The sequence below is a fragment of the Streptomyces turgidiscabies Car8 genome, assembly GCF_000331005.1.
Taxonomy (GTDB): domain Bacteria; phylum Actinomycetota; class Actinomycetes; order Streptomycetales; family Streptomycetaceae; genus Streptomyces; species Streptomyces turgidiscabies.
The window spans coordinates 39564-57150 of the sequence record NZ_AEJB01000328.1 but is presented as its reverse complement, the minus strand read 5'-3'; the positions used below and the strand labels follow the sequence as shown (position 1 = coordinate 57150).

The 17587-nt window shown below is 71.1% G+C and carries 13 protein-coding genes; 1 reads left to right on the top strand and 12 read right to left on the bottom strand.

The window, feature by feature from the left end; translation table 11 throughout:
* Positions 1-10 precede the first annotated feature (10 nt).
* Together STRTUCAR8_RS22190 and STRTUCAR8_RS22185 are read right to left on the bottom strand one after the other, a co-directional pair.
* Complete coding sequence (locus STRTUCAR8_RS22190) at positions 11-2596, bottom strand: polynucleotide kinase-phosphatase (RefSeq protein WP_006378153.1); 2586 nt, start codon at positions 2594-2596, stop codon at positions 11-13.
* On the bottom strand, positions 2593-4101 hold the full coding sequence (locus tag STRTUCAR8_RS22185; RefSeq protein WP_006378135.1) for a 3' terminal RNA ribose 2'-O-methyltransferase Hen1: 1509 nt from the start codon (positions 4099-4101) through the stop codon (positions 2593-2595). Before STRTUCAR8_RS22185 ends, STRTUCAR8_RS22190 begins: the two co-directional genes overlap by 4 nt.
* A gap of 201 nt (positions 4102-4302) precedes the next feature.
* On the opposite strand from STRTUCAR8_RS22185, the gene STRTUCAR8_RS22180 reads away from it, so the two are divergent.
* Positions 4303-5709 (top strand): M1 family metallopeptidase, encoded by a 1407-nt coding sequence (locus STRTUCAR8_RS22180; RefSeq protein ID WP_078507269.1) that lies wholly within the window; start codon positions 4303-4305, stop codon positions 5707-5709.
* A gap of 12 nt (positions 5710-5721) precedes the next feature.
* Here the strand turns inward: STRTUCAR8_RS22180 and STRTUCAR8_RS22175 are convergent, their stop codons facing one another.
* From STRTUCAR8_RS22175 to STRTUCAR8_RS22130, 10 genes are all read right to left on the bottom strand, one after another.
* On the bottom strand, positions 5722-7323 hold the full coding sequence (locus STRTUCAR8_RS22175) for an ABC transporter ATP-binding protein (protein WP_006378114.1): 1602 nt from the start codon (positions 7321-7323) through the stop codon (positions 5722-5724).
* The gene (locus STRTUCAR8_RS22170) at positions 7320-8180 is read right to left on the bottom strand and encodes an ABC transporter permease (RefSeq protein WP_006378144.1); all 861 of its coding nucleotides are present in this window, start codon (positions 8178-8180) and stop codon (positions 7320-7322) included. Before STRTUCAR8_RS22170 ends, STRTUCAR8_RS22175 begins: the two co-directional genes overlap by 4 nt.
* Positions 8177-9130 carry an ABC transporter permease gene (locus tag STRTUCAR8_RS22165; protein ID WP_006378117.1) on the bottom strand — a complete coding sequence of 318 codons (954 nt, stop codon included), beginning with the start codon at positions 9128-9130 and terminating at the stop codon, positions 8177-8179. Before STRTUCAR8_RS22165 ends, STRTUCAR8_RS22170 begins: the two co-directional genes overlap by 4 nt.
* A complete protein-coding gene (locus STRTUCAR8_RS22160; protein ID WP_006378140.1) occupies positions 9127-10710 on the bottom strand; it encodes an ABC transporter substrate-binding protein in 1584 nt (527 codons plus the stop codon). Before STRTUCAR8_RS22160 ends, STRTUCAR8_RS22165 begins: the two co-directional genes overlap by 4 nt.
* 134 nt (positions 10711-10844) lie before the next feature.
* Positions 10845-11630 (bottom strand): class I SAM-dependent DNA methyltransferase, encoded by a 786-nt coding sequence (locus tag STRTUCAR8_RS22155; protein WP_044472660.1) that lies wholly within the window; start codon positions 11628-11630, stop codon positions 10845-10847.
* Between the two features lie 266 nt (positions 11631-11896).
* Positions 11897-13144 carry an MFS transporter gene (locus STRTUCAR8_RS22150; RefSeq protein WP_044472647.1) on the bottom strand — a complete coding sequence of 416 codons (1248 nt, stop codon included), beginning with the start codon at positions 13142-13144 and terminating at the stop codon, positions 11897-11899.
* Entirely contained in the window at positions 13128-14285 is a 1158-nt protein-coding gene (locus STRTUCAR8_RS22145) for a mandelate racemase/muconate lactonizing enzyme family protein (RefSeq protein ID WP_006378150.1), read from the bottom strand. The genes STRTUCAR8_RS22150 and STRTUCAR8_RS22145 overlap by 17 nt, the downstream gene beginning before the upstream one ends.
* Complete coding sequence (locus STRTUCAR8_RS22140; RefSeq protein ID WP_006378118.1) at positions 14282-15367, bottom strand: PLP-dependent cysteine synthase family protein; 1086 nt, start codon at positions 15365-15367, stop codon at positions 14282-14284. Before STRTUCAR8_RS22140 ends, STRTUCAR8_RS22145 begins: the two co-directional genes overlap by 4 nt.
* The gene (locus STRTUCAR8_RS22135; protein WP_044472646.1) at positions 15364-16203 is read right to left on the bottom strand and encodes a Rossmann-like domain-containing protein; all 840 of its coding nucleotides are present in this window, start codon (positions 16201-16203) and stop codon (positions 15364-15366) included. The genes STRTUCAR8_RS22140 and STRTUCAR8_RS22135 overlap by 4 nt, the downstream gene beginning before the upstream one ends.
* The gene (locus STRTUCAR8_RS22130; RefSeq protein WP_179200622.1) at positions 16200-17459 is read right to left on the bottom strand and encodes an ATP-grasp domain-containing protein; all 1260 of its coding nucleotides are present in this window, start codon (positions 17457-17459) and stop codon (positions 16200-16202) included. The genes STRTUCAR8_RS22135 and STRTUCAR8_RS22130 overlap by 4 nt, the downstream gene beginning before the upstream one ends.
* Between the last annotated feature and the right edge of the window lie 128 nt (positions 17460-17587).

Sequence of the window (17587 nt, the reverse complement as noted above, 5' to 3'; positions counted from 1 at the left end):
CACCCCCTCCCTACAGCCGCGGATCCACCGGCTCCGACTCCAGCGCCAGCACCCCGAACACAGCCTCATGCACCCGCCACAACGGCTCCCCCTCCGCCAGCCGGTCCAACGCCTCCAGCCCCAACGCGTACTCCCTGATCGCAAGCGACCGCTTGTGGTTCAGGAACCGCCCCCGCAGCCGCGCGAGGTTCTCCGGCCGCGTGTACTCCGGCCCGTAGATGATCCGCAGGTACTCACGCCCCCGGCACTTGATGCCGGGCTGCACCAGTCGCCCCTTCCCGTCGCGCACCACTCCGCCCAGCGGCTTGACGACCATGCCCTCACCGCCCCGCCCGGTCATCTCCAGCCACCAGTCGACGCCCGCCCGCACCGACTCCGGGTCGGCCGTGTCGACGTACAGCCGACGCGTCGTCTGCAGCAGGCCCGTACCGTCGTGCTCCACCAGCCGGTCCAGCAGGGCGAGTTGCTCATCGTGCGGCAGACCCGCCAGGCTGCGCCCCTCGGTCGCCAGGACCTGGAAGGGCGCCAGACGGACACCGTCCAGCCCCTCCGTCGGCCAGCAGTAACGCCGGTAGGCCGCTGTGAACGCCTCGGCGTCCGAGGCCCGTTCACGCTGGCGCGCGAGCAGGTCACGTACATCGACACCCCGCCCCGCCGCACCCTCCAGCGCGGCCAGCGCCCCCGGGAACACCGCCCCGGAGGCGGCGCCGACCGCGGCGTACTGCGACCGCAGCAGACCGGACGCCTTGAGCGACCACGGCATCAACTCGGCGTCCAGCAGCAGCCAGTCGGTGCCGAGCTCGTCCCACAGGCCAGCCCCGTCCGCCGCCACCCGTACCCGGCCGAGGATCTCCTCGGTCACCTTCGGGTCGTCGACGAACGGCCGCCCGGTACGGGTGTACAGCGCCCCCGCCGGCCCGTCGTCACCACTGTCGACACCGAACCGCTTACGAGCCACCTCCGCGTCGCGGCACACCAGCGCCACCGCCCGCGAACCCATGTGCTTCTCCTCGCACACGACACGCTCGACCCCGTCCGCCCGGTACTGCTCGAACGCCTCCGCCGGGTGCTCCAGGTAGCCATCCTCCCGGGACGTCGCCGTCGGAGCCATCGTCGGGGGCAGGTACGGCAGCAGACGCGGGTCCACCGCGAAGCGGCTCATGACCTCCAGGGCCGCCGCCGCGTTCTCCTCCCGGACGGTGATCCGGCCCGCGTGGCGCGTCTCCACGGTCCGGCGGCCGTGGACGTCCGCCAGGTCCAGCGGCCGGCCGTCGTGCCCGCCCGGTGCCTCCGACCGCAGCGGCCTGACCGGCTCGTACCAGACCTGCTCCGCCGGTACGTCGACCAGTTCCCGCTCCGGCCAGCGCAGCGCGGTCAGCTTGCCGCCGAAGACGGCACCCGTGTCGAGGCAGATGGTGTTGTTCAGCCAACTCGCCTCCGGGACAGGAGTGTGGCCGTAGACGACCGCCGCCCGGCCCCGGTAGTCCTCCGCCCACGGGTAACGCACCGGCAGGCCGAACTCGTCGGTCTCGCCGGTCGTCTCGCCGTACAGGGCGTGCGAGCGCACCCGGCCCGAGGTACGGCCGTGGTACTTCTCGGGCAGGCCCGCGTGGCAGACCACCAGGCGTCCGCCGTCCAGGACGTAGTGGCTGACGAGGCCGTCGATGAACTCCCGTACCTGGGTGCGGAACTCGTCGCTCTCGTTCGTCATCTGCTCGATGGTCTCGGCGAGTCCGTGGGTGTGCTGGACCTTGCGGCCCTTGAGGTGACGGCCGTACTTGTTCTCGTGGTTGCCGGGCACGCACAGCGCGTTGCCCGAGCCGACCATGGCCATCACGCGGCGCAGCACGCCCGGGCTGTCCGGGCCGCGGTCGACGAGGTCACCGACGAAGACGGCGGTACGGCCGCCCGGGTGCACCCCGTCCTCGTAGCCCAACGCGCCGAGCAGGGTCTCCAGTTCGGACGCGCACCCGTGGATGTCGCCGATGATGTCGAACGGGCCGGTGAGGTGGGTCAGGTCGTTGAAGCGCTTCTCGGTGCGGACCTCGGCGTTCTCGATCTCCTCCACACCGCGCAGGACGTGCACCTTCCGGAATCCCTCGCGCTCCAAGTGGCGCAGGGAGCGGCGGAGTTCGCGGATGTGGCGGTGGATGACCCGGCGCGGCATGTCGGCCCGGTCGGTGCGGGAGGCGTTGCGTTCGGCGCACACGTCGTCGGGCACGTCGAGGACGACGGCGATGGGCAGGACGTCGTACTGCCGTGCCAGCTCGATCAGCTGCTTCCGGCTGCTCTCCTGCACGTTGGTCGCGTCGACGACCGTACGGCGGCCCGCCGCGAGTCGCTTGCCCGCGATGTAGTGCAGGACGTCGAAGGCGTCCCCGCTGGCGCTCTGGTCGTTCTCGTCGTCGGCGACCAGACCTCGGCAGAAGTCCGAGGAGATGATCTCGGTCGGCTTGAAGTGCCGTCGGGCAAAGGTGGACTTGCCCGAGCCGGACGCCCCGATCAGGACCACGAGGGAGAGGTCGGTGACGGGCAGCACACGCCCCTTGTTCTCGACACTCACGACGTCACTTACGACGTTCTCCATGCTGCTCATGCTGCCTTCGCCTCCTTCTTCTCGCTCGCGGTCATGGCCGCCGCATCGTCACCGGTGTCGGTCCTCATCGTGAACACGGCCATCTGGGTCGGCGGTCCGACCTCCGGGTCGTCCGGCCCGACCGGCACGAACTCCGCCTCGTACCCGTGCCGTTCGGCCACCTTCTCCGCCCAGGAGCGGAACTCCTCCCGCGTCCACTCGAAGCGGTGGTCACTGTGGCGGCTGTGGCCGGCCGGGAGGGACTCCCAGCGGACGTTGTACTCGACGTTCGGCGTCGTCACCAGGACGGTGCGCGGGCGGGCGGCGCCGAACACGGCGTACTCCAGGGCCGGCAGCCGCGGCAGGTCGAGGTGCTCGACGACCTCGCACAGTACGGCGGCGTCGTACCCCTTGAGCCGCTTGTCGGTGTAGGCGAGCGAGCCCTGGAGCAGCTGGACGCGCGACGCCTGCCGCTCCCCCATCCGGTCCAGCTTCAGCCGCCGCGACGCGATGGTGAGCGCACGCATCGACACGTCCACTCCGACGATGTCGGTGAACGCCGGGTCCTTGAGCAGCGCCTGCACCAACTGGCCCTGCCCGCAACCCAGGTCGAGCACCCGGGTGGCCCCGGACGCCTTCAGTGCCGCGATGATCGCGTCCCGGCGCTGTGTGCCGAGCGACGTCGGCTTCTCCTCCGGCTCCGCCTCCGTCTCGGCTTCGACCGCGTTGTCGATCTCCTCGACCTCGCTGTCGTCGGCCTCGGCCAGCCGGACCAGTTCCAGTCGCTCCATCGCCTGCCGGGTCAGCGACCAACGCCGTGACAGGTAACGGCTGGTGATCAGCTTCTGCTCGGGGTGCGCGGGCAGCCAGCCCTCGCCGGCCCGCAGCAGTTTGTCGACCTCGTCGGGTGCGACCCAGTAGTGCTTGGCGTCGTCGAGGACCGGCAGCAGGACGTACAGGTGACGCAGCGCCCCGGCGAGGGTCAGCGTGTCCGACTCCAGGTGCAGCCGCACGTACCGGGAGTCGCCCCACTCCGGGAACTCCGTGTCCAGCGCGACCGGTTCGGCCGTCACCGTCCAGCCGAGCGGCTCGAAGAGGTTCCGTACGAGGTCCGCGCCGCCCCGAGCCGGGAGCGCGGGCACCTCGATGCTCAACGGACGTGCCTCGCCCGGGAGTTCGGGCTTGGCTCGGCACTGGCCCTTCATGGCGCTGCTGAACACCGCGCTGAGCGCGACCGCGAGCAGTGAAGAGGCCGCGTACGGACGGTCGTTGACGTACTGCGCGAGTGCCGCGTCGGGTGCGCCACCGCGCCCCTTGCCCTTGCCGCGCCGGACCAGCGCGACGGCGTCGACCTCCAGCAGCAGCGCGGCCGTGCAGCGCTCGTCGGACGCCTCGGGGTAGAGGACGTGCGCGGTGCCGTAGGAGGTGGAGAACGTCTGCGCGTTGTCGGGATGCTTGTGCAGCAGGTAGCCGAGGTCGGTCGCGGGACGTTCGGGGGTGCCGGTGGTGCTGATCGTCAGGAACACGGTGGCCAGGCCTCAGAGAAGGGTTTGAACTGGGAATACTTGCTGTGCGTCAACGTACAGCGAACACACCCGGCGTACTCAGGCATTTTCCTCGGCTTCCCTCGGCTTCCCTCGTCCACGGCTTCGCCGAAGCGGAGCCGACCTCATCGCTTCTCGCAGGCAGGGGTCAGGTACCGGAACGTTGTGACAAGATCCGCTGCCATGTCGTCGCTGCCCGCTTGGTCGTCAAGAATCCGTCTCCGTCTGCTGGCGGTTCCGCTCGCACTGCTGGTGACAGCTGCCTCGACCGTGGCCGAGGCCGTCACGACCAGGGCCGTCACCGCCGGGTCCGTCACGTCCGGGTCCGGGGCGACACCCGACCGCCTCCGCTACGACGTGAACCTGCGCGGCGACACCGACGGCTCCCGCTGGACGGGCCGGCAACGGGTGTCGTTCCGCAACGCCTCCGATCGCCCCTTGCGTGAGGTGTACGTGCGGCTGTGGGGCAATGGCGACGACGGGTGCGGCGCGCCCGGCAGACCGTCCCCCGTCCGGGTGTCCAAGGTGCGCGGTGGCGTTCCGGACCGGCTCACCGTGAACTGCACGGCGCTGCGCATCACCCTGGCGAAGCCGCTCGCACACGGCGCGCGGACGGCCCTCACCTTCGACGTGTCCATCACGGTGCCCGGACGGAACGCCCGCTTCGGCCGCGAGGGCGCGTTCCGCTTCCTGGGCAACGCGCTGCCGGTCCTGGCCGTGCACGACGCGAAGGGGTGGCATCTCGACCCGTATGTGTCGACCGGCGAGAGCTTCTACACACTGGCGAGCGACTTCCGGGTGCGCCTCGATCACCCGTCGGCCCTCAAGGTCCCTGCGACCGGCCGCACTTGGACCCGACCCGGCAGGCCCGGGCGTACGGTCACCCACAGCGTCGCCCAGCGGGTCCGGGACTTCGCGTGGGCGGCTGGCCCGTTCCGCACCGCGACCCAGACCTCGCCGGGCGGCGTGCGCGTGAAGTCGTACTGGTCGCCCGACACACCCGCCGCGGGCGTCCGCCTCAACCGCAAGGACGGCGTCGCCGCCGTCGACCTGTTCAGCAAGGAGTTCGGCCGCTATCCGTACGGCGAGATCGACCTCGTGATGACCCACGGGTTCGCCGGCGGCATGGAATACCCCGGTCTGGTCATCCTCGGCACCACGGAGGAGGGCGGCGCCACCGTCCACGAGATCGCCCACCAGTGGTGGTACGGCATCGTGGGCAACGACGAGTACAACTCACCCTGGTTGGACGAGAGTTTCGCCCAGTACGCCAACGCGCGCTATTACCGCTGGGACGGGTTCGAGTGCTCGGACGACCCCTGGCCGAGCCCCACCGCCGCACTCACCAACTCGATGGCCTACTGGTCCGCACACCGTGGCGAGTACTTCCAGGTCGTGTACGGGGCCGGCCCCTGCGCCCTGGCCGACCTGGAACGCGTCCTCGGGGCCGGCACCATGGCGCGGTTCGTCAAGAAGTACGCCCACGACCACTGGTACGGCGTCTCCACCACCGCCGACTTCAAGAAGGCCGCCCAGGCGGTGACGGCCAGGGACCTGGGCCCCTTCTGGAAACAGCACCGCATCCGGTGACCCCGGCCGCTGCTACTCCGCCGCGGCCAACAGCCGCCTCGTGAACGCGTGCGAGGGCGCGGTGAACACCCGCGCCACCGGCCCCTGTTCGACCATTTCACCGGCATCGAGAACAGCGATCCGGTCGGCCAGAGCCGCGGTGTCCAGGTCGTGTGTGACGAGTACGACGGACAGGTCGTCGCGCTCGCGCCGAAGCCCGGCAAGAACGTCCAGGATGCCGCGCCGGGTGACCGTGTCGAGGCCGGAGGTGATCTCGTCGCAGATGAGAACGCGGGGCCGGGCCAGCAACGCCCGTGCGAGGGCGGCACGTTGGAGTTCGCCCCCGGAGAGGCGGCCCGGGCGGCGGCGGGCCTGCTCCTCGGTGAGGCCCAGCTCCGCGAGAACCGTGAGGGCCTCCGCCTCGGCGGCCGGGGCTTCGACACCGCGCAGCCGTACGGCCGTTCGCGCGACCTGGTCGACGACGGGCCGGTACTCGTCGAACGCGGCACGCGCGTCCTGGAACACGTACTGCACGGTGGCCAGTTGACCTCGGTCACGGTCCCGCAGGCTGCGCGGAAGGGTACTGCCGTCGAGGGTGACCTGACCGTCGTAATCCCGGTGGAGTCCCGCGAGGCAGCGGGCGAGGGTGGTCTTCCCGCTGCCTGAACGGCCGACGACGGCAAGGCATTCGCCTGTGCGGAGGACGAGTTCGGGGACACGAAGGACCTGGGTGCGGTGGTGGCGGGCGGTGAGATCCCGAACCTGAAGGACGGAGACGCCGGTCGGGCCGCTCTCGGGGCCGGCCCCGCCACTGCCCCCGCTGCCCTCCCTGCTTCTCTCCCCGTCTCCTTCCCGCCCTACTTCCCTGCCCGCGAACTGTGGTCGCTGGGAGACGAGTTCGCGGGTCCATTCATGGCGGGGCGCGAGCCACACGCGTTCCGTCGGGCCCGATTCGACGACCTGGCCCTCACGCATCACCAGTACGTCGTCGGCCAGTGCGCGGACGACATCGAGGTCATGGCTGAGCAGGACCAGCGCGATGCCCTGGGCGACGACGGCCGTCAGCTCGTCGACGATGCGCCTCTTCGTCAACGCGTCCTGGCCCGTGGTGGGTTCGTCCGCGACGACCACCTTGGCGCCCAGCAGCAACGCCTGTGCCAGCACGACCCGCTGCTGTTGGCCACCGGAGAGCTGATGCGGGTAGCGCCGCAACAGGGCCGCGCCCTCCGGCAGTTGAGCGTCCTCCAGCGCGCGCAGCACGCGACTCCGTGCCTGCGTCCGGCGAGCCGACCGGGGCAGGCCCCGTACCTGTTCGCGGGCGATGTCGTCGAGGAGGGCGCCAACCCGGCGGGCGGGGTTGAGGACGGTGGCGGGATGCTGGGGGACGTATCCGACCGGCCCACCACCGGACACCCGTACCTCGCCCGACACCCGGGCGCCGGGCGGGTGTTCGCCGAGGAGGGCCAGGCCGGTGGTGGTCTTGCCGCTGCCGGACGCGCCGACGAGGGCGGTCACCCGGCCGGGAAGGACACGGAGGTCGACTCCGTCGACCAGGACCCTTCCGTCGATCTCGACACGGAGGTTCTTGAGCTCGGCGGCAGGAGTGCCGAGGGGAGCGTTGCCCGGGGCGTTCATGCCTGTCGTCCCTTCTCAGCTGTACGCCGGTCGTCACGGAGGCGTCGGTCGTTTGGGGGGCGTCGGTCGTCGTCGGCACGCCGGTCCAGTGCCGCGTCGAAGAGCAGGTTGCTGCCCGTCGTCAGCGCGACGATCAGCAGCGCGGGTACGACCACGGCCCAGGGCTGCACGAACAGGCCGGTGCGGTTGCGGTCCACCATGACCGCCCAGTCGGCAGCGTCCGGCGCGACTCCGACGCCGAGGAAGGCTGCCGTGGCCACCAGATACAGCACGCCGGTGAGCCGGATGCCCGCGTCGGCGGCGAGAGTACGGAGGATGGCGCGGCCGACATAGCCGACAGCCATGCGCCACCAGGTCTCGCCCTGCATACGCAGCGCCTCGACGGCCGGGCGGGCGGCGGCCTCCGCTGCCGCAGCGCGCACGATCCTGGCCGCGTCCGGGATGTTGGCCAGTGCGACCAGCAGGGCTAGTCCTGCCGTGCCCGGCTCGAACACCGAGGCCACGAGCAGGATCAGCAGCAGCGAGGGCACGGCGATCAGTACGTCCAAGGGCCGCATCAGCAGCTCCTCCAGCCAACTCCGGTGCGTGAGCGCGCTGATGAGCCCGAGCGGCAGCGCCACGAGGTAGGCGAGGGCCGTCGCGGCGAGGGCGGTCAGCACCACCGGCCGGCCACCGTGCAGCACCTGCTGCCACACGTCCCGGCCCACGAAGTCCGTACCGAGCCAGTGCCCGCCCCCGAGAGTGAACGAGACAGCCCGCGGCCCCGGTTCGCCCGCGAACAGCGGTCCGAGGAGAGCGAGCACCAGGGGTACGCCGATGACGGCGGCCCCGAACACAAAACGCGACCGGCCCTTCACGCGGCCACCCCCGCCCGGGGCGCGAACCGGTGCGCGACGAGATCGGCGCCCAGGTTGAGGACCACGGTGAGCACACCGAACACCACCGCCAGCCCCTGCACCACGGGCACATCGCGTTCGGCGACGGCGTTCATCAGGACGGTCCCCAGGCCCGGAATCACGAACAGCGCCTCCACGACGATGACGCCGCACAGCAACCAGTCGACGGTGCGCGCGAGTTGCTGCGCCGCCGGGGCGACGGCGTTCGGCAGGGCATGGGCGTACCGGACGCGGGCGCCCGGGATGCCGTACCGGCGCGCCTGGGCGACGTACGGCGAGTTCAGCGCGTCGACCATGCCGGCGCGTACGAGCCGGGACAGTGAGCACACCGGCCGGGACAGCAGGATCAGGACGGGCAGGACGAGTGCGGCGGGGTGGCCGAGCAGGTCGGTGCCGTAGCCGACGGCGGTCGGCGGCAGCCAGCCGAGCCGGAGCGCGAAGACGGTCACCAGCAGCACCCCGAGGGCGAACTCCGGGACGGCGTACACGCCGAGGGTGACGGTGCTGACGATCCGGTCAACGAGCCGCCCCTCGTGCCGGGCCGCCAGTACCCCTAGCCCAACTCCCAGGGGAATCAGCAGCGTTACGGTGATGGTGGCGAGCAACAGCGTCGGTCCGAACCCGTCCTCGATGTACGTGCCGACCGGGCGCCCGGAGGTCAGTGAGGTGCCGAAGTCCCCGTGCGCGAGGCCCACCGCCCAGTCCAGCAGCCGTTCGTAGGCGGGCCTGTCGAGGTGCATGGCCTCGCGGATGGCCGCGACACGCGCCGGGTCGGGCTGGTCCCCTGCGAGTGCCACGGCCGCGTCGCCCGGTAGCGCCTCGGTGAGCGCGAAGACCAGCAGCACCACGGCCACGGTCTGCGCGCCGCCGAGGAGCAGCCGCCGGACGACAAAGGAGCGCAGTCCACTCACGCCAGCCAGACCTTGTCGAACCGCGCCCAGTCGAGTGAGTTGGCGGGTGCCTTCACTTCAACACCCTTGACGTTTTTCGCTGTTCCGAGAATCCAGTCCGCGAACCCCCACACCAGGAAGCCGCCCTCGGCGTGCAGTCGGCGCTGCATCCGCTCGAAGACGGCGGTCCGCTCGGTCTTGTCCTTCGTCGACTGGGCCTGCTGGTAGAGCGCGTCGAAGTCCTTGTGGTGCCACTTCGTCGCGTTGGTGGTGGAGTCGGTGAGCAGCCGCTGCGAGATGTGGGCCTCGATGGGCATGGCACCGGAGCGGTAGCAGCAGATCGTGCCGGAATCGAGAATGTCGCTCCAGTACGAGTCCTTGCTGCCCATCTTGACGTCGATCGTGACGCCCGCCTTCGCGGCCTGGTCGCGGAAGATGCCGGCGGCCTCGGTGAAACCCGCGGCGACGGTCGAGGTGTCGAGCGCGACCTTGAGATTCTCCGCTCCGGCCTGCTTCAGCAGGGCTTTGGCACGGTCGAGATCCTGGGCGCGCTGCGGAAGGTCGGCCGCGTAGTACTCGTACCCCTTCCCGAACAGATCGTTGCCGACGACACCCGCGCCGGACAGTGCGCCGTCGACGAGTTCCTGCCGGTCGGCGATGAGGAAGAAGGCCTCGCGGACGCGCTTGTCGTCGAAGGGCGCACGGTCGGTCTTCATGGCGAAGCCCTGCATGGAGCTGTTGCGCAGCCGCACGATCTCGATCTGCCCCTTGCCCTCGTGGGCCCGCGCGGTGGTCGGGTTCAGCTCGTGGGCGTACTCGACCTGGCCGCCGAGCAGCGCGTTGACGCGCGCGGACTCCTCGTTGGCGACGACGAACTCGATCTCGTCGAGATGCGGGGCGCCCTCCCAGTGGTCGTCGTAACGGCGGAACAGGGCGGACCGACCGGGCGCGAAGGACACGAACCGGAACGGCCCGGACCCGACGGGCCTGCTGTCGAAGTCGGTGCCGGTCGCGCCGGCGGGCACGATGTACGCGCCGAACGAGGCCAGGATGTTGGGGAACTCGGCCGTCGGCCGCTTCAGCACGAACTCGATCCCGTGCGTGCCCGTGGCCCGGCTGGCGTCGAGGTCGATCGGCTCCAGGGACGCCTTGGCCCGGAACGCCTGGTCCGGGTCGGCGATCCGCCGGTAGCTGTACAGCACGTCCTTCGCGGTGACCGGCTCACCGTTGTGGAAGGTGGCCCTGCGCAGGGTGACCTGCCAGCGGTCCAGGGTCTTGTTGGCTTCCCACTTCTCCGCGAGGCGCGGCTGTGCGGAGAGGTCGGCGCCGTAGTCGGCGAGCTTGTCGTAGAGCGCCTTGGCGCGGGCCGCGTCGGCGAACAGGCTGGCCAGATGCGGGTCGAGGGTCTCGCTGGCACCTCCGCCGGCGAAGGCCGCGCGCAGCCGCCCGCCACGTCTGGGCGTTCCGCTGTCCGAGCCGCTGCCGTCGGACGTGTCGTCCGTGGAGTCGGCGCAGCCCGCGAGGCCGAGCACACCGAGCGCGGCACTGCCGCCCACCGCGGTGAGGAAACCGCGTCGGCGCAGGGCGGGGAAGTCGTACATGGGATTCCTTCGGGTCTTCGAGTCTCGGGGTCTTGAGGTCTTGAGGTCTTCGGGTCTTCGGGTCTTCGGGTCTTCGGGTCTTCGGGTGTGCGGTGAGGGGTGAGCCGTGAGTGACGACTTGTGAGTGGCGAGCGTCAGTGCCGACGGCGGGCGACAAGGTGCAGCCGGTCCGCGTCGGCGGTTGCGCCGGGCAACTCGCCGTCTTTCCAGGGTGGTTCGGTGCGCGGGCCCGGGCCGTCGTGCAGTTCGAGCACCTCGAATCCGTGCACGGCGAGTACGTGACGCAGCTCCTGGGGGAACAACAGCCGCCAGGCGGAGCGCTGTTGGACGGGGGGAGTGCCGTCGTCAGCCGTCCAGTCCCGCACTCGCCGCAGTAGCCCGGCCGTCCGGTCCACGGTGAGCGTGGTGACGGACCGGTAGGAGGTCCCCCGCCAGGTGAACCCTCCGGTGGCCGGGGTGTCGAGCAGGTCGGTACGGCCGAGGAAGTAGGCCCCGTTGCGCATCTCGGCGACGAGGAGCCCACCGGGGGCGAGGGCGCGTCGGCAGGAGGTGAGGAACCCGTCGAGCTGGTCGTTGGTGTGGCAGTACAACATCGCGCTGTCCAGACAGACGACGGCGTCGAAGACACCGGCGCCCAGTTCGAACGTGGTGAGATCGGCGCTGACGTACTGGGGCCCCGGATGCCTCTCGCGGGCATGCGTGAGCATCGCCTCGGAGAGATCGGCTCCGGTGACGGTCCGCCCGACGAGCTGCAGATACTCGGCGTCGCGCCCCGTACCGCACCCGAGGTCGAGCACCCGCGCCCCGCCGCCGTGCCGGCGCAGACAGTCCTCGGCCCAGCGCCCGGCAAGCCGGTGGGGGTCGGGGAAGCGGGCCTCGTACAGCTCGGGGTGGTCGGTGAGCAGATTGCCGCTGCTCACAGGGGGTTCGTCAGCGCGGGGGTTCACAGCGCGGTCGTCACCGGAGCTGTTCACAGCATGATCGTCGCTGGCGGTGTTCACGGCACGATCGTCGGCGGCGCTGTTCACGCCACCCTCGCCGCCGACGCCATTCACATCACGATCCGCGCCGGAACTGTTCACGCTGTGGCCCGCACCAAAGCAGTTCACTGCGCGCTCGCCTCCAGACCCGTTCACACCCCGGCCCGGGCCAGAGCTGTTCACACCGCGCTCCTCTCCAGCTCCCTTCACACCGCGCTCCTCTCGGCCACGGGCGCCGGGCTCACCGGTAGCGCTCCCAGTCGGTGCAGCCAGGCCACGCCTCCCGCCGACGCCAGGCCGAACACCGCGCAGAACGCCCAGGGCAGCCACTCGGCGCCGCCCCCCTCACCGGCGTCCATCGCCCAGCCCACGACCGTGTTGCCGACGGCTGCGGCGATGCCGGAGACGACGTAGAAGACGCCGAAGTAGGTACCCGTCAGCTCGGGACGCCCGAAGCCCGGTATCAGCTCCATGACGAACGGTGAGGCGACCATCACGCCGAGGTAGAGGATCAGCGCCCCCACGAGTACGGGTACGGCGGCCCACCAGGACTTGCCGCCCTCCCCCGCGACCAGCATCGGCGGGACGAACGCCAGCCCCATCAGCGCAAGCCCCGCCGAGATCCAACCGGCTCTCACCCCGCGGGACTTGAGCGAACGGGTGATCCGGAGCTGGAGGGCGAGGTTGGCGAGGGTGCCGACGAGGAAGACGAGGCCGGCCGCGCCGTCCCAGCCGGTCGCCCGGCGAGCGCCGTCGGGGAGCAGCAGGTAGAGCTGGTTCTCCAGGGTGAACATGCCGACCATGGCGAGCGCGAACGCCACGAACGCGCGGTTGCTCACCACCTCGCGCCAGTCGGCGAGGACGCCGCTCTTCGCGGGTTCGACCTCTCGGGCGGGCAGGACCAGGGCCTGGGCGACCGTGAGGACCGCGAAGATCGCGGCGGCGGTGAGCGCGGACGCCCGGAAGTCGACCAGGAGCAGTGCGCTGCCGAGCAGCGGTCCGACCAGCGCGCCGGTGGTGGCGAACACGTTGAACAGCGCGAACGCCTCGGCCTTCCGCCCCCCGGCCTCCTGCGCGAGGTAGGCCCGCACGGCCGGGTTGAACAGCGCCCCGGCCAGTCCGCTCAGCACGGACGCGGCCAGCAGCACCGGCAGTCCGTCGCCGAGGGCGAACAGTCCGAACCCGACCGTCCGCAGCCCGCACCCGGTGATGATCACGCCGCGCGCGCCGAGCCGGTCGGCGGCGGACCCCCCGATGATGAACAGGCCCTGCTGGCTGAGGTTGCGCACCCCGAGGACGATCCCGACGACGGCCGCCGACATCCCCAGGTCCTCGCTGAGGTGGGTCGCGAGGTAGGGGATGAGGAGGTAGAAGCCGGTGTTGACGCCGAGCTGGTTGACGAGGAGCAGTTGGATGGCGACCGGGAAGCGCCGCATCTCACGCCACGTCTTCATGCTCGCCCCCTTCGCCCCCGAGGTCCCTGGAACTGAGTTGCCCGGAGTCGAGGTCCCCGGAGTCGAGGCCCCTGGAGTTGAGCTGCCCGGCGTCGATCTGCTCGACTCCGCGCTCCTCAACTCCCAGGCCCGGGCGACCGCTTGGCTGGAGGACACCGTCGGCGCCGCCGATTCCGGACCACGGGTCCCGGGCCAGCAGCAGATGGCCGTCGAGGTCGATCCAGCGGGCGCGGTCGGTGAGGTGGACGGCGGGTGCGATGCCGAGGGTGCTGGCGGTGAGGCAGCCGAGCATCAGCTCCGTTCCGCTGCCCTCGATCAGCCCGGCGATACGGAGGGCCGCGTGCACCCCGCCGCACTTGGCGAGCTTGACGTTGATGCCGTGCACGCGTCCGGCGAGGCGGCGCGCGTCCTCCAGGTCCACGGCGTCCTCGTCGGCGATGAGCGGCAACGGCGACTTCTCGGCCAGCGCCCCGAAGCCCTCCGGGTCGCCGGGGGCGACGGGCTGTTCCACCGCCTCGACGCCGAGGTCGGCGAAGCGGGGCAGCAGCTCCCGTGCCTGGGCGATGTTCCAGGCCCCGTTGGGATCGAGGAGCAGCCGTAGGCCGGGCGCGGCGTCGCGGATGACGCGTACGCGCTCCACGTCGTCCTCCGGGTCCGGCGTCCCCGCCTTGACCTTGATGATCCGGAAGCCGCGTGCGGCGAGCCGTCGGGCCTCGTCGGCCGCCCTTCGTGCCGAGGTGATGCCGATGGTGCGTGCGGTCACGGCGACGGGCGCGGCGGACGCCCCCAGCAGCTGGTGCACGGGCACCCCGGCGCGCTTCCCGACGAGGTCGAGGAGCGCGGCCTCGACGGCGGCGATTACGGCGGCCGGGGTGCTGTCACCGCGCGCCAACTCCCCTTCCCGCAGAGCCTCCAGGGCGTCTTCCGGGGCGGCGTATCGGCTCAACTCCACGCCGATGAGGTGCCGCCTGAGCGCGTCGGCGTCAAGACCGTAGTACAGGCTGGTGACGGCCTCGCCATGCCCGTACGACTCCTCGTGTTCGATGCTGAGCCATACGGCGTCGCGGGCGGCCATGGTGGAGCGGGAGATACGCAGCGGCTCGGCGAGTTCGAGGCGGACGGTGCGCAGGCTGGCCTTCACTGGTTCCTTTCCTGCGGGGAGAGCGGGTCGGTGACGCGGGTGCAGCGCACCCAGCCGGTGGCTTCGGCGGCTCGGGGGTGCGGTATCTCGACCGGACGGGTCGCCGCCGTGTCCGGGTCCAGGCCGTGGGCGAGGGCGAAGTCGTCGTCGTAGACGGTGCCGAGGTAGCGGTGCGGGCCGTCGGGGAAGACGGTGGCGACGACGGCACCGGGGTGGACGCGGGCCGCCCAGGCGGCGACGCGGGCGACGGCGCCGGTGCTCCAGCCGCCGCTGACGAAGCTCTCGCGGGCGAGCCTGCGACAGCTGTCCACGGCTTCGGCGGGGCCGACCCAGTGGACCTCGTCGAAGGCGTCGTAGGCGACGTTGCGTGGGTGGATGCTGCTGCCGAGGCCGCGCATCAGGCGGGGGCGGGCGGGCTGGCCGAAGATGGTGGAGCCGGTCGCGTCGACACCGATGAGCCGTAGTCCGGGCCAGCGCCGACGCAGTGGTCCGGTGATTCCGGCGCTGTGTCCGCCGGTGCCGACACTGCACACCAGGACGTCCAAGTGGTCGAGCTGGGCGGTGAGTTCGGCGGCCAGAGAGGCGTATCCGGCGATGTTGTCGGGGTTGTTGTACTGGTCGGGCCAGTAGGCGTCGGGCAGCGCCGAGAGGAGTTCACGGAGGCGGGCGAGTCGCGCCGCCTGCCAGCCGCCCTGTGCTGCAGGGCGGTCGGCGATCTCCAGCCGTACTCCGTGCGAGCGCAGCAACTGGCGCATCGACGGCTCCAGTTCGCTGTCACCGACCAGTACGACGGGATGCCCGAGGGCCTGTCCGGCGAAGGCGAGCCCGACTCCGAGAGTGCCGGAGGTCGACTCCACCACCGGTGCGCCGGGACGCAGTTCGCCTCGCTCGCGGGCGCCGATCAGCATGGACACTGCGGCGCGTGCCTTCATGCCGCCCGCCCCGAGTCCTTCGAGCTTGGCCCAGAACCCCGGTTGCGGGCCCGGGAGTTCGGCGGTGATCCGGGCGAGCGGGGTGCGGCCGAGGAGCGCCAGCAGTTCATGGCGTGCTGCGGGGACGGACCGCACGGCGGCGATGGTCATCGGGGGCCGCTCCCGCCGTAGCAGTGGATGGCGCCGGGGCCGCCGTCGAGCCAGAAGAAGGGGTACGGTTCCGCGCACACCGCGCTCACTCCGTGCCCGAGGAAGCGGGGAAGGATCGCGCTGCCGGTCTGGGCGAACATCACCAACTGCTGTCCGCTCAACAGCGCATGGCGCCGCAGGGGCTCGAACGTGCCGTTGCCGAGCGTCATCCCGGAGGCCAGTACGGCGTCACAGCGTCCGCTCTCCACTTCGGCGAGGGCATCGGTGACCACCGGCTCGCCCCACTCCGTCGTGCCGCCCTTCAGATCGCACGCCACATGGTTCAGTCCTCGCGAACGCAGCGCCTCAAGAAGGGAGTTGACGACCCCGACGACGAGGACCATGGCCCCGGCGGGCAGGTCGAGCAGTGACACGACGGTCTTCGCCCGGGCCCGCGACTTCACCAGCGAGGACCCCGACGGAAGCTGGACCGTCCGGGCCCCGTGCTCCGGGACGTGCGGGGTGAGGTGCATGAGGTAGGCGTCCAGGGCGGCCACGCGCACGGGCAGCAGGGGGTGTCGGAGAAGCTGGGCGACGTCCGCGCCGACGCAGGTGTCGATCGCGTCGTCCGGGAGTTCCCCGGGTTCGACAGCGCACGACCCGACGGCGGCGCCAAGGCGCAGGCTGAGCACCTCGTTGCGGTATCCGCTGCCCCGCCCGTCGTGCCGTACGGCCTGCCGGGTGGCGAAGGCCACGGAGACGCGTTCCGTGCGCGGATCGGGGCCGAGATCACCGGCGAGGGCACGGGCGGCGAGTTCCGGGAAGGTCACTGCGGGCGTACGCGGCCCGGCGTTCACCGGATCACCAGTCCGGACCGCAGCTCGTCCAGCAGGGAGTCGACGCGGGCGCGGGCGCCGAGTCCGGCCGGGTCGGCCGCCATGACGTGTCCCAGGTATTCGTTGTTGCTGCCCGCCGCTTTGACGACGGTTCCGGGTTCCGTGAGCTGCACCTCCAACACGCCCTCCTGAGCGCGGAGTTGGTTGCCGTCGGGTACTGACTCCAATGTCCCCTCCGTCTCCGGGACGAGGAAACCGATGGCCGCGCTGCGCAGACCGGTGTCCGTGCGGCGCAGGTCGGGTGCGTGACCGAGGGAGACGTCCACGAAGGCGGCGGCGAGGTCGATGCCGGTGACGTGGCGGACGAGTTCGGTGATCCGGTTGCCGGCCGGACGGGGGTTGACCTCGACGACGCGCGGCCCTGCGGAGGTCAGTTTGATCTCGGTGTGCGCCACGACCCCCTCCACCAGGCCGAGCGCCTTCAGGGCGCCCAGCGCGGTCTGCTCGGCGGCCTCGGTGTCGGCGGCCGTGAGGGCGGCCGGGAACATATGGCCGGTCTCGATGAAGGCGGGCGCTCCGCCGATGCTCTTGTCGGTCACCCCGACGACGTGGACCGCGCCCGCACAGGACACCGTCTCGACGCTCACCTCGGGCCCGTCGAGGAACTCTTCGAGGAGTACGACGGGCGGGCGCCGCTGGCCCCGCGCGTTGACCGGGAAGGAGCTCAACGCCCTGCAGGCCTGGGCGAGTTGAGCCTCGTCGTCGACTCGGCGGACGTACATCCCCGCGCACAGGTCGACCGGCTTGACGACCAGCGGGTAGCCGATGTCGGCGGCCTCGCGGACGATGTCTGCCCATTCCTCGCACACGGCGAAGCGCGGCCCGGGTACCCCGGCGTCCGCCAGCACGCGCCGGGTGGCGTCCTTTCGGCAGGCGTTCTCCACGGCCTCCGGGCCGGAGCCCGGCAGCCCGAGGTGCCCGGCGATCCTGGCGACCGTGGGCAGGTAGTAGTCGCACGAGGTGATCACCCCGTCGAAGCCGAGCACCCCGTGCAACCGCTCGACATACGGCAGCAGTTGGTCGAGGTCATTGGTGTCGGCGGTGACCACGTTGCGGGCACCGAGCAGCGGATGCGCGGCCCCCTCGGGAGCGTTGCGCAGATAGTGGTGCAGGTCACGGGTGAGGAACGTGAACTCGTGCCCGCTCTCCCGGATCGCCCGTGGCAGCAGCCTGCTCATCGATCCGACCCAGCTCTCGACCACCAGCAAATGAGCCACAACTCCCCTTTCCACCCCGCCGGTCACAGCCGTCGGGGCAGCGCGAAGGCACTCCCGCCAGGGAGGGCTCCGGACTTGACCGTGGACACGTTATCGATAATCGTTTTCATTGTCATCTGATGACCCGA

Bases quoted from the DNA above. Each gene is read 5' to 3' on its own strand.
- STRTUCAR8_RS22140 (WP_006378118.1), bottom strand. From the start codon at position 15,367: ATGACCATCGCCGCCGTGCGGTCCGTCCCCGCAGCACGCCATGAACTG.
- STRTUCAR8_RS22190 (WP_006378153.1), bottom strand. From the start codon at position 2,596: ATGAGCAGCATGGAGAACGTCGTAAGTGACGTCGTGAGTGTCGAGAAC.
- STRTUCAR8_RS22175 (WP_006378114.1), bottom strand. From the start codon at position 7,323: ATGAACGCCCCGGGCAACGCTCCCCTCGGCACTCCTGCCGCCGAGCTC.
- STRTUCAR8_RS22160 (WP_006378140.1), bottom strand. From the start codon at position 10,710: ATGTACGACTTCCCCGCCCTGCGCCGACGCGGTTTCCTCACCGCGGTG.
- STRTUCAR8_RS22150 (WP_044472647.1), bottom strand. From the start codon at position 13,144: ATGAAGACGTGGCGTGAGATGCGGCGCTTCCCGGTCGCCATCCAACTG.
- STRTUCAR8_RS22180 (WP_078507269.1), top strand. From the start codon at position 4,303: ATGTCGTCGCTGCCCGCTTGGTCGTCAAGAATCCGTCTCCGTCTGCTG.